Source organism: Methylobacterium sp. A52T, from assembly GCF_053346095.1.
Window position 1 is genome coordinate 1 of the sequence record NZ_JBKFBI010000061.1, and the last position, 11320, is coordinate 11320.

The 11320-nt window shown below is 68.7% G+C and carries 11 protein-coding genes and 1 pseudogene; 5 read left to right on the forward strand and 7 right to left on the reverse strand.

The features are described 5' to 3' along the window. Window positions 1–123: 123 nt before the first annotated feature. On the reverse strand, window positions 124–492 hold the full coding sequence (locus ACLBYE_RS15990; protein WP_447694907.1) for a hypothetical protein: 369 nt from the start codon (window positions 490–492) through the stop codon (window positions 124–126). A 95-nt stretch (window positions 493–587) separates the two neighbouring features. Beyond that, window positions 588–776 (reverse strand): hypothetical protein, encoded by a 189-nt coding sequence (locus ACLBYE_RS15995; RefSeq protein WP_447694908.1) that lies wholly within the window; start codon window positions 774–776, stop codon window positions 588–590. A 414-nt stretch (window positions 777–1190) separates the two neighbouring features. On the opposite strand from ACLBYE_RS15995, the gene ACLBYE_RS16000 reads away from it, so the two are divergent. Continuing rightward, window positions 1191–1556, forward strand: a complete 366-nt coding sequence (locus ACLBYE_RS16000; RefSeq protein ID WP_447694909.1) for a hypothetical protein — start codon at window positions 1191–1193, stop codon at window positions 1554–1556. A 198-nt stretch (window positions 1557–1754) separates the two neighbouring features. On the opposite strand, the gene ACLBYE_RS16005 is transcribed toward ACLBYE_RS16000, so the two are convergent. Further along, window positions 1755–2267, reverse strand: coding sequence for a MucR family transcriptional regulator (locus ACLBYE_RS16005; RefSeq protein ID WP_447694910.1), 513 nt, complete (start codon window positions 2265–2267; stop codon window positions 1755–1757). 664 nt (window positions 2268–2931) lie between these two features. Between ACLBYE_RS16005 and ACLBYE_RS16010 the strand changes: the two are divergent. Together ACLBYE_RS16010 and ACLBYE_RS16015 are read left to right on the forward strand one after the other, a co-directional pair. Next, a pseudogene (locus tag ACLBYE_RS16010) lies at window positions 2932–3485 on the forward strand (transposase); the annotation flags it as partial. Between the two features lie 397 nt (window positions 3486–3882). Beyond that, the gene (locus tag ACLBYE_RS16015; RefSeq protein WP_447694911.1) at window positions 3883–4911 is read left to right on the forward strand and encodes an IS110 family transposase; all 1029 of its coding nucleotides are present in this window, start codon (window positions 3883–3885) and stop codon (window positions 4909–4911) included. A gap of 310 nt (window positions 4912–5221) precedes the next feature. Here the strand turns inward: ACLBYE_RS16015 and ACLBYE_RS16020 are convergent, their stop codons facing one another. After that, window positions 5222–6175, reverse strand: coding sequence for a GlxA family transcriptional regulator (locus ACLBYE_RS16020; protein WP_447694912.1), 954 nt, complete (start codon window positions 6173–6175; stop codon window positions 5222–5224). 117 nt (window positions 6176–6292) lie between these two features. On the opposite strand from ACLBYE_RS16020, the gene ACLBYE_RS16025 reads away from it, so the two are divergent. Further along, on the forward strand, window positions 6293–7105 hold the full coding sequence (locus ACLBYE_RS16025) for an SDR family NAD(P)-dependent oxidoreductase (RefSeq protein ID WP_447694913.1): 813 nt from the start codon (window positions 6293–6295) through the stop codon (window positions 7103–7105). A 14-nt stretch (window positions 7106–7119) separates the two neighbouring features. Next, the gene (locus ACLBYE_RS16030) at window positions 7120–7515 is read left to right on the forward strand and encodes a tautomerase family protein (protein WP_447694914.1); all 396 of its coding nucleotides are present in this window, start codon (window positions 7120–7122) and stop codon (window positions 7513–7515) included. Window positions 7516–7608: 93 nt separating this feature from the next. On the opposite strand, the gene ACLBYE_RS16035 is transcribed toward ACLBYE_RS16030, so the two are convergent. The 3 genes from ACLBYE_RS16035 to ACLBYE_RS16045 are packed head-to-tail and all read right to left on the reverse strand — an operon-like array spanning window position 7609 to window position 11320. Beyond that, the gene (locus ACLBYE_RS16035) at window positions 7609–9390 is read right to left on the reverse strand and encodes a patatin-like phospholipase family protein (protein ID WP_447694915.1); all 1782 of its coding nucleotides are present in this window, start codon (window positions 9388–9390) and stop codon (window positions 7609–7611) included. Next, a complete protein-coding gene (locus ACLBYE_RS16040; protein WP_447694916.1) occupies window positions 9387–10613 on the reverse strand; it encodes a pyridoxal phosphate-dependent aminotransferase in 1227 nt (408 codons plus the stop codon). Before ACLBYE_RS16040 ends, ACLBYE_RS16035 begins: the two co-directional genes overlap by 4 nt. A gap of 8 nt (window positions 10614–10621) precedes the next feature. Beyond that, on the reverse strand, window positions 10622–11320 hold the full coding sequence (locus tag ACLBYE_RS16045; protein ID WP_447694917.1) for a glycosyltransferase family 2 protein: 699 nt from the start codon (window positions 11318–11320) through the stop codon (window positions 10622–10624).

Genomic DNA, 11320 nt, shown 5'->3' on the forward strand with positions numbered 1-11320 from the left:
GCGGCTTCTGCGGAGGCAGCAGCGGGGCGATCTGCTCCCACTGCGCGTCAGTCAGTTCAAAGCGTCGCATCAAGCCCACATGGGCCTGACCTCCCAGCCTGTGAACCCCTTTGCAGAGACGCCCTAGCGCCCCTTGACCGCGTACTCCCAGACCGGCGGCCCCCAGATCTGCCCGGGCTTCGTCCGGTAGCCTGAGAACCGGTCGAACACGATCCGGTCTTGCTCGACGCCGATCACCGGGCTGTCGTTGACCATCAGCGCGCCGGCATACTCCACGCGCAGGGAGCCGTGCTCGGGATGGACGCCGAAGAGCTGCTCCGCCGTCCAGCCGAGCCGGTGCGCCTCGGCGCCGTGCTGGTCGATGAAGGCCAGCGCGTTCGCCCGCATCGCCGCCCAGCGCGAGGGGGTCAGATACCGGCACGGCGAGGCGTGCTCGGACAGGCGCTCGATCTGGTCGCGCCAGGAGGCGACGGCGGGCGGGAGGGCTGACATGCTGGCGGGGGTATGGCTGAATGGTTGCCGGTCCGCTAACCCTTCGCTCGGCCCCGCCCCGATCTGCTCACGTGGCGGGGGCATGAGGCGGCAGATCAAAAGCGGCGCATGTAATCTCCGAGTTCGAGGCTCATCCCCGCTTGGAAGCCGATGTGCCACGCCCGAACTTCAGCCGGTAGCGCGCCGGCTCGCAGATGCTCTTGGGCCACGATTATCCCGACCTCCTCGATCCGGCGCACAAGGCCCTGAACGCTGCCTGTCTCCGGGCTCAGCGTCTTGATCATCTCGCTCGCTGCAAGCCGACCAGCTTTTTCGCCTCGAGCGGTGGGAGGCAGGGATGCGCTCTGCGACGGCATGGGTCTCGATTGCCTCGTCGAGGAAAGCCGATACGCAACGCGGCCCGGCGACAAAATGGCCGGCCTTGGTTTCTGTGTCGTGCGGATGCCGGCGGCCGAGCCGTCCCGCGCCGGGATTCCAGGCACGAAAAAGCCCGCGCCGGCGGACCGGGCGGGCTTCTTAGGCTCGGCACCGACAAGGGAGGAATCCCGCCAAACCTGACACTGAGAGTGGTTGAGGAGCAGGGAAAGACAAGCCCCCAACGGTAGTGACGCAGGGAGCGAGGACTCGACGCCCGCCCAGGCAAATCGAACCACCTACCTTTGAAAGCGTTCACGCCCCGCAACAACGGAGAGCACGACATGAAGGTGATCTCAGCGACCGTCCTTGGCCTGGCGCTACTCAGCGGAGCCGCTCCGGCCTTCGCGCAGCCATACGGCGGACGCGACTACGGCTACGATCGCGGCGACTACGGACCCCGTGACCGTGGCTACGGAGATCGGGGCTATGGCGATCGGGGCTACGGCGACCGTGACCGCCGCGACTACGATCGGGATTATGATCGAAGCTCGCGGGGCGGGCGTGGCGACTACGCTTTCAACGAGGAGGAGTATCTGCGCTGCAATCCAGACGTGCGCCGAGCCGTCATAGGCCGAGCGATCAAGTCCGGTCTGGAACACTACCGCAAGGTCGGGATGGCCGAAGGCCGGAAGCTGACCTGCAACTAGAGCTCATCGGAAGAGCAGAGCAGGATGCGAAAAACCCCGCGCGGCGGTGCCGGCGGGGCTGAAGGTGGTGAGTCTCGCTGATGGGATAGCACCGCGTCGGGCGCCGCGACATCACCCGTTCGGGGGAGACCATCGCGCACGAAAAAACCGCCGCGGCCGGAGCCGGGCGGTTCCGCATCGCCCCCGCGCTTAGCAGCCTCACTCCGCAGCCACAGCAGCCTTCTTCCGGCCCTTGGCCTTGGGTGCCACTGCAACCGGCTCGTCGGCGGCGGCAGCCTTCGGGGCCGCATTCCGGCGCTGCGTCCCCAGCCCCGCGTTGCGAGCGAACTCGGCACGCATGGCCGAGTAATTGGCGGCCGTGGATGGGTAGTCGTGCGGAAGGCCGAAGCGCTCCCGGTACTCTTCGAACGTCAGGCCGGCCCCGGTGATGTGGCGCTTGAGCGTCTTGTAGGGCTTGCCGTCGAGGAAGCTGATCAGCGCGTCCGGCGTGATGGATTTCCGGATCTGCGAGGGAGTGGCCTTCTCCACCTTGGGCTCGACGGGAGCAGCGGCACCCTTGAGCCCGGCGAGAGCTCGATGGACCTCGGCCAGGAGGTCCGGAAGGTCGGCCGAGCGCACCGAATTGTTCGACACGTAAGCCGCGACGATCTCGGTGGTCAGCTCAATAAAGTCGGTCTGTTCCGACGCAGAAATTGAGGCGCTCTCGTCCATTTTCAACTCCTCGATGGGCGCGCCAGGAACAGGACCAATTCCATCGTTCGTCAAGTGTTATCTTCGGTTGATCGAGAGATTTCGACCGATATCGACCTAATTCTAGAGGATTTCTGATTCATGGCGCCAGACACAATCCCTTAACTCCAGTCCGACAGATCCTCTTTCGCGCCCGGATCCGTTACCCCATATCGGCGGTGAGCCCCCCGCGGCCTTTCACCCTGAGGGAGGTGGCTCGAAGGCCCGCCTGCCGAAGCCCGGTCACCTCGATCTGCCCGTGGAAAAAGGACTGGCCGAAGCGCTCGATGTGCCGGCCCAGCTCGGCCACATGCTCGCGGAGCTCCGACATCCAGCGGCCGCCACCCCCGCCCAGGCCACCCGCTGGCGGATCCGGGATCTCCAGACCGCTACGGGTGATCGAGCGGATCGAGCCGTCCGGCATCCGCATGGTCCCATCGCCTAGATCGAGGCCTTCCTTCCCGTCGAGGCCCTTGATCAGCTTGGGCTCGAGCGCAGCCGCATCCTTGGCCACACCGGCGCCCAACGGCGCCCGATCGCCCCGGCGGATGGCTGCACGGAGGGCCGAATTGAAGGGGACCCAGTCCTTCGGCCGGCCGCTGCTCGCTCGAAGCAGAGCCAGCGCCACGCGCGTCTGCTTCTCCAGAGTGATCTTGTCACGAGACGCCGTCAGTTCGTTGGTCTGATTGCGTCTGAGCGGCAGCGAGCCAAGCTCCATCCTGCATTCGAGACAGCGTCCGGCGCGTCATAGAGGCGTTGGAGTAGGAGCGGGGTGTGGTCGACCGCGCGATTGATGCAGCGGTAGACCGGTCCCCGGCATGGGGCAGGAAGGTGACCCTTCTGACCTCTGTGCCGGGCATCGGATCGACGATCGCGCGGACTTTGATCGCAGAGCTGCCCGAGCTGGGGAGCCTTGACCGAAAGCAAGTCGCCGCGTTGGTCGGCTTGGCCCCTTGGACGCGGCAATCCGGTCAGTGGCGTGGCAGGAGCTTTATCGCGGGCGGTCGCGCGCCCGTCCGCACGGCGCTGTTTATGGGCGCTCTCGTGGCCAGCCGTCACAACGCTGCGCTGAAAACCTTCCGTGACCGGCGCATCGCGGCCGGCAAGCCCAAGCTCGTTGCTCTGATTGCCACTGCTCGGAAGCTGATCACCATCCTCAACGCCATCCTGAGGGACGGAGCGCCATGGCAAACCGCTTGACCGGCAAGACAGTCGCTCACTCGGCTCGGTCCAAAATGCCGGTCAGGTCAGGTCGATGTCACCTCGGCCCGCCCGGAACGGCGGGTTCCACCGGCCTATCGAGCATGTCGAAGCAAACAGTTCCCGCTCGGTGAACAGTGCGTGGTCGTGCCCATTGAAGGAACTCGATAGCGCGGCGCAGACCGTCCGCTTCAATGCCATTTCGCTCGAAAGCGAAACGTCCCGAAACCACCCCGAGCCGCCATTCCGGCGGCGACCCAAGCCGGACGGTTATTGTCGCTCGTTCTTCGTTCGAAAGCAGATGGGGTGGATGGCTCCCGCTCCGACTGACGGCATCTCGGTGCCAAGATGAGGTTGCTGTCGAAACAGCAGCCACGCAGATGCAGGAGCCATCCCCATGGAGATCACCACCGTCGGCATTGATCTGGCCAAGAGCATCTTTCAGGTTCACGCCGTCGATGCAGCTGGGCACGTCGTCGTGCGCAAGGCCTTGAGGCGGGCGCAGGTCACGCCGTTCTTCGCCAAGCTGCCGCGCTGCCTGGTCGGCATGGAGGCGTGCGGCACGGCGCACCACTGGGCCCGGGAGCTCATGAGCCTCGGCCACGACGTGCGGCTGATGCCGCCGGCTTACGTGAAGCCGTATGTGAAGCGCGGTAAGACCGATGCGAACGATGCCGCAGCCATCTGTGAGGCGGTGACGCGCCCGAGCATGCGCTTCGTGCCGGTGAAGTCGACCGAGCAGCAGGCGGCGCTGGCGCTGCACCGGACGCGCGACCTGCTGGTCAAGCAACGCACGCAGCTGGTGAACATGATCCGCGGCCTGCTCGCCGAGTTTGGGATCGAGATGGCGCGGGGCCTGCGGCACGCGCTCGAACTGGCGGCCCGGCTCTCGGCCGGAGACGCGGCCGAGGTGCCGCCGTTAGCCCAGCGCGTGGTGACCGGGCTGGCCGATCAGATCGGTGCCTTGCAGATTCAGCTCACCCGACTGGAGAAGGAGTTGCTCGCCTGGCATCGGGACAGCGACCTGTCGCAGCGGCTTGCGACGATCCCGGGTGTCGGCATCGTGTCGGCAACCGCGTTGGCCGCCTCGGTGAGCGAGCCCGAACGCTTCCGCTCCGGTCGGCAGTTCGCGGCCTCGTTGGGCCTGACACCGCTGCAGAACTGCAGCGGCGGCAAGGAGCGCCTGGGCCGGATCTCACGCATGGGCGACCGCTACCTGCGCCGGCTGCTCGTGGTCGGCATGACCTCTCTGGTCCGGCGCGCGAAGGCGATGCCGACCTCGGTCGATCCGCGGCTGTCGACGCTACTGCAGCGCAAGCGGGTGCGCGTGGTGACCGTTGCGGCGGCCAATCGCGCGGCGCGGGTCGCCTGGGCGATCATGACCCGCGGCGGCACCTACCGCGCACCGGCGGCCGCGGCCGCCTGACAGCACGGCGAGGAGACGTTTCCAGGTTGCGAGGACGATGAGAGTTGATGGCGAACCGGTCAGACCGGGAGCCGGGACACCCCGCCGGCTGTCCAGGGCATCTTAGCCCGCAAAGCAGAGTGGGACCCAGCTCGCGGATACCATCAGGGCCAGCGGTCAACATGAACGACTGCATCGACAGGCCGGACACAAGACTGCACCCGACCCACGCGTCAGAAGCTCAATTCGCCACTTGCAAGGCGGGAGCCATCCACACAAGACGTGCAGGGCGGCTTCGCCGCCTGTGTGGGCTTGTCGCGAACGGCTTCAGCTACGCATTTGTCGGATCTGCATCTCCACGTGCATTGCGCCGGATCACCTGCGGCGGCTGCCCGAACGCCCGGAGGAAGGCCCGGCGCATGCGGTTGCGATCCGCGAAGCCGGTCTGGTCGGCGACGGCGTCGATGGGATGCCGGCTGCGCTCCATCAACACGCGCGCGGCCTCGACGCGCAGGTTCTCGACCGCCTTGGCTGGCGATTGGCCGGTCTCGGCGTGGAAGACGCGGCTGAACTGGCGCGGGCTCAGGTGGGCGGCCGCTGCCAACTCCTCGACCGAGAGCGGGCGGTGGAGGTTCTGTTTGGCGTAAGTCAGGGCCGCCTGGATGCGGTCCGACTTCGCGTCGAGGTCGAGCAAGGTCGAGAACTGCGACTGGCCACCGGCCCGGCGATGGTAGAGTACAAGCTTCTTGGCGATCTCCTTCGTCACCTCGTGACCGAGATCCGCCTCGATCAGAGCAAGCGCGAGGTCGATGCCAGCGCTCATGCCCGCCGACGTCCAGATCGGGCCGTCGTTGATGAAAATGCGGTCCGTGTCGGCCGAGCAATCCGGAAACTGGGACTGTAGCTCCCGCGCGTGCATCCAGTGCGTCGTGACCCGCCGTCCGTCGAGCAGGCCGGCCTCGCCGAGGACGAAGGCCCCTGTGCAGATGGCGGCAACGCGCCGGGCGTTTTCGGCCGCGCGCTGAACGAGCGCGACGAGCCCGGGCGTCGACGGTTGCACGAAGGTGCCGCCGCCGATGATGAGCGTGTCGAAGGGCGTTTCGCCGAATGCCTCCGTCTCCACGTTCATGCCGGCCGAGGTGCCGACCGGACCTCCATGCTCGGAGATGAAGTGGATGTCGTAGGTTGCCGCGTCCGCCGCGAGATTGGCGACCTCGAAGGCCGGCACGGCCGCTAGCGCCATCATCGAGTAACCCGGATAGACGACGAAGCCGACGCGCTGCATGCCCGCCTCTATGACCTAAATCGACGCAACTATGACATTTGCGCCGCGCAAGGGCAACGGTAGCTTTCTCCCATCGACCGCCGCCAACCCGTGGCGCGAAGAAAGAGGAGAGCGACGATGACCACTCAATCCACGAAGGACCTTGCTGTCGTGACCGGTGCATCTGCCGGTATCGGCGCGGTTTACGCCGACCGCCTCACCAGACGGGGGTATGACCTGCTGCTAGTCGCTCGAAACGATGAGCGCCTGCAGGCGCTGGCCGACCGCCTGACCCGCGAGACGGGGCGCAAGGTCGAGCCGTTCAAGGCCGATCTGGGACGCAAAGACGATCTCGCGCGCCTGGAGGCTCGCCTGCGCGAGGACGCGAGCATCACCATGCTCGTGAACAACGCGGGCATCGGCTCCGTCGCCTCGACCCTTCAGGCCGACGTGGAAACGATGGACGCGATGATCCAGCTCAACATCACCGCGCTGACCCGCCTGACCTACGCAATCGCTCCGGCCTTCGTGGGGCGCGGATCGGGGACCATCATCAACATCTCGTCCGTCGTCGGCATCGCGGTCGAGATGCTCAACGGCGTCTACAGCGCCTCGAAATCCTACGTCCTCAGCTTCGGCCACGCGCTGCAGAAGGACCTCGCGGACAAGGGCGTGCGCGTCCAGACCGTGCTGCCCGGCGCGACGGCTACAGAGTTCTGGGATGTCGCCGGTTACGCGGCACAGAAGACCTCGGCGATCACGATGTCGGCGGCCGATCTGGTCGACGCGGCTTTGGCCGGTCTCGACCAGGGCGAGCTCGTCACCATCCCGGGACTGCAGGACGTGTCCGACTGGACGCGGTGGGAGGAAGGTCGCCGGGCCCTGGCCGCCAAGTTCGGCAACGCCAAGCCGTCGGCGCGCTATGGGCTTACGACCCCGAACGCAGCCTGAACCTGAGGCCATCCATGCCGTACCTTCAGCTCGACGTCATCGGCCCACATTCCGTGGCCTCCAAAAAGCGCCTCGCGGCGCAGATGAGCCAGACCTATGCGGAGATGATGTCGGTCGACATCAGGCGGATCAGCGTCGCCATTCGCGAACTCGGCGAGGGTGGCGTGTGGCGGATACCCGAAGCCGGTGGCGAGCCGGTGCCGGTCTCCGTGATGATGCTGGACATCCGCAAGGGACGCCCGGCCGAGCTACGGATGGAGGTCGCCAAGGCGCTGTGCGCCCACTGCGTCGAGATCCTCGGGCTGAGCGAGGATCGCCTCAACGTGGAGTTCACGCAGCATTCCGGCGACGAGATGTATCACCCGACCCTCGGGGGCTACAGCCCCGAGTGGTCGCCGGACGAGCGATAATCCGTGTCGCAAACGGTTCTGGCCGAAAGCGGCAGGTCCGCTCTCGGATAATCGGTGGACCGGAAGCCGCGATGGCGCGAGGTCCGGATTGGCTCATGTCCAGGCGCGCAGGCGGCCGGAGTCCAGTGCTTCCTGTGCGCAGCGATAGCCGAGCTCGGCCGTCGTCTCGAAGCTCGACCACGCCCGCAGGTCGACGCCGGCGAGGGCGGGTTTGAGCAGGACGGCGGCGCGGGTGACGGCCGCCATGGTCTGGGCGCCGCTCGACACCATGGCGGAGCGCAGGAGCAGGTGGGCGATGCCGGGAAGCTGGTCCGAGATGCCCAGGAAGCGCCGGAACGCCTGCGCGCCCCGACCCTGCCGCGCCATGACTTGGAAGGCGGCGTCGCTGCCGACATCCACCGCGAGGACCGGCCCGCGGTCGAGGTCAGCCATCACGTCGGCGGGCAGATTGTTCATCATGCCACCATCCACGAGGATGCCGTCCGCACTCGCCACCGGAGGCAGCAACCCGGGAATGGCGATGCTGGCCCGAATCGCCCGGTCGAGGGGGCCCGCCCAGTGGACCATGGCGGTGCCGGTGGTGAGATTCGAGGACACGCAGAAGAACGGGCGCCAGAGATCCTCGATGCGGGCATCCCCGAAGCGCGCAGCCAATCCCGCATCCACCTTGGCTCCGCGCGTCAGGGCGTGGAACGGCAGGGTGTAGTCGTCGAGAGGATTGCGTCCGACGAAGGACGCGACCGTGTCGGCCTCGATCGCGTCAAGGCTCCAGTCCAGGGCGACGCTGGCGGCCAGGATCGAGCCCATGCTGGTGCCGCCGACGAGATCGATGTCGAGCCCGGCCTCGGCGAGCGCCCGCAGGACGCCGAGATGGGCGAGGCCGCGGGCCCCGCCTCCGCCGAGGACGAGGGCGCGGGCATGGCCGGACGCGATCCGGGCGAGCCGGGCGAAGTCGCCGGCGTGGTTCTCGCGGACCTGGAGCCGCAGGGAGAAGGGGAGCGCGGCGACGTCCGGATGCAGGGGGCGCGGCAGGCGCCCCTCGGCAGGCTGTGCCACCGCGAGGTCCATGCGGATCCAGGGAGAGCGGATCGCGGCCAGGTAGGCCGCCGCGCCCGGCCGCGGTGGCGCACCAGGCTCGGCCAGCAGCAGGACGTGGTCGGCGTGACGCAGACAGAGCTGGCACCAGGGGCAGTCGATCTGGTGGGCGACGAAGACCGTGCGGTCGTGCGCCTGCTCGTAGCGGTGGAACCATGCCTCGTCGGCCTCGGGCGGCCATTCGGACAGGCAGCCGGTCCGCCCCGGCAGCGCGGCGTCGAGGGCCCGCGCCAGCCGCTCGCCGAAGGCCGTCGCCGTGCGGCCCTCGGTCACCGCCAGGACGGCGAAGCTCCGCGGCGCGTGGCGCAGGGTCACGCCCGTATGGGCGATGCGCAGCCGCGCGGCCAGGATCCGAGCGAAGTAAAGCAGCGTCCCGGGATGGGCGGCGATCAGATCGGCGAACGCGTCTCGGGAGAGTCGCAGGAGGTGCGTGTCGCGCAGGGCCGTCGCGGTGATCGAGCGCGGCTCGCCGGTTAGAAGGGCGAGCTCGCCCACGGTGTCTGGTGGGGACAGGCGGATGAGGCGGCGCACGCTGCCGTCGCGCGGGTCGCCGGTCGAGAGGCCGACCGCGCCGCTAACCAGCGTGTAGAGCGCGTCGGCCTCGTCCCCCTCCTCGAACAATGGCCGTCCCCCGGCGACCGCGACCGAGGTCATCCGCGCCCGGACCGCGTCGGCGGCCTCTCCGCCGAGGTCGGCCAGGAACGGGATCTCCGCGCGCGCCGACGCGATGGCGGCGGGGCCAGGCACGAGGTCGCAGATGTCGAGACGTTCGGTGCTCATCGGCCGGCGCGCCGCAGCAGGTGATCCGCGAGGATCCTGAGCGCCGCACCGCTGCCGACGCGGCCGAGACCGAGGCGCAGGCGGTCCGCGGGGATCGACACCAGCGCAGAGTGCCACAGGGCGGAGGGCAATACGAGGACGCCGTCCTCCGCCGCGAGAATCCGCGCGAAAGTGGTCGCCCCCTCCCGCCCGCGGAAGCGAGGACAGGCGAAGGCGAGGTTCCTCGGCTCGTCCGGATCGAACAGGTCCGGATGGCGGTCGAGGAGCGCCCGCAGGCGGTGAAGGTTGCGTTGCCCGATCCCGCGGGCGCGGCCGGTCAGGTGCGGCTCGGCCTGCAGCGCGACCTGCGCCAGGATCTCGCTCGGCCGGGCGAGGCAGCTCGACAGCAGATTCTTGGCCGCGAGGATGCGGTCGAGCAGCCCGCGGTCGCGACAGGCGGCCCAGCCGACGCGCAGCCCCGGAAGCCCGAACCCCTTCGACAGCCCGTTGATGGAGATTCCGCGCTCGTACAGGTCGACGACGGGCGGAACGGCGCGCTCCGGGTCGCGATCCGTCTGGCGGTAGACCTCGTCGTTGACGAGCCACAACCCGTGTCGGCGGCAGAGGTCGATCAGGCCGCCCAGGGTCGCTCGATCCAGCACCGCACCGGTCGGGCTGTTGGGGAAGTTCGTCAGCACGAGGCGCGTGTTCGGCCGGATGGCCGCCGCGAGGCGGTCGAGATCGAGGGGCCAGTTTCGGTCCGGGCGGAGCGCGACGCCGTCGGCCGCGCACAGGCGGGTCACGACGAGTTCCGAGGGCTGGTAGATCGGCACCACGACCACCGCGTGGTCGGCCGGACCGAGCAGCGCGCTCAGCACGCAGGTCACCGCTTCCTGCGCGCCCGCACTGATCAGCACATCGTCCGCCTCGAGCCGATGGTAGCGGGCGGAGACGGTGGCGCGCAGCCGGGGGGCGCCGCGCGGGTCGGCGTAACCGAGATCCGCCGCCCGCCAGCGCCGAAGATCCTCCGGGCCGGCGAGATGCAGCAACGCGGCGAGCGTCAGCGGTTCCGAATCCGAGGCCGCAAGGGCGTGGTGCGCGCAGCCCGACCAGCGGTCAAGATACGCCGCCAACGCGAACGCGCGCGATGGCACGATCCCGTGATCCTGCCGCGTGTCGGGGACGGCCTTCTCCGTCCGGGGGGCGGCCCACAGGCCCAATCCAGCGTCGTCCTCGAGCGCCATCGTCGACCTCACGCGCCCCGCGCCGGCCCTGCGGCGACGCGCAGGTAGGTCGCGCCGATCCGCGTGGCGGCCCGCAGCGTCCCACCGAGCGAACCGGCCACCTTCGAGGATCCGCCCAGACGGCGGCGGTAGGGCATCGGCACCTCGCGGATGCGCAGGCCCGCGCGGGCGGCCTGCATCTGCATCTCGATGTTCCAGCCGTAGGTCAGCTCGCGCAGGTCGAGGGCCTTCAGCGCGGCGCGGTCGATGGCGCGGAAGGCGCACATGTCGGTGTAGCGCACGCCGTAGCGCAGGCCGATGCCGAGGCCGGCGAGGCGGCCGGCGAGGACCTGGTGCCAGAGCATCGATCCCGGCTCTCGGCTCCCCAGGGTGCGCGAGGCGAGGACGAGGTCCTGGCTGCCGGCGAGCACCGGCCCGGCGATCCGCTCGATCAGGTCTCCGCGGTCCGCGCCGTCGCCGTCGAGGTAGACGATGGCGCGCGAGGCCGGGTCGGCCGCGGCCGACCCGAGGGCGCAGGCCCGGCCGTAGCCGCGCCCGGCTTCGATCACCCGGGCACCCGCGGCCCGCGCGACGGCCTGCGTCCCGTCGGTCGAGCCGCTGTCGGCGACGATGATGTCGGCCGCGTAGGCCGGCGGGATCTCGCGGATCACCGCGCCGATCGCCTCGGCCTCGTTCAGGGTCGGGATGACGATGCTGATCGGGTGCAT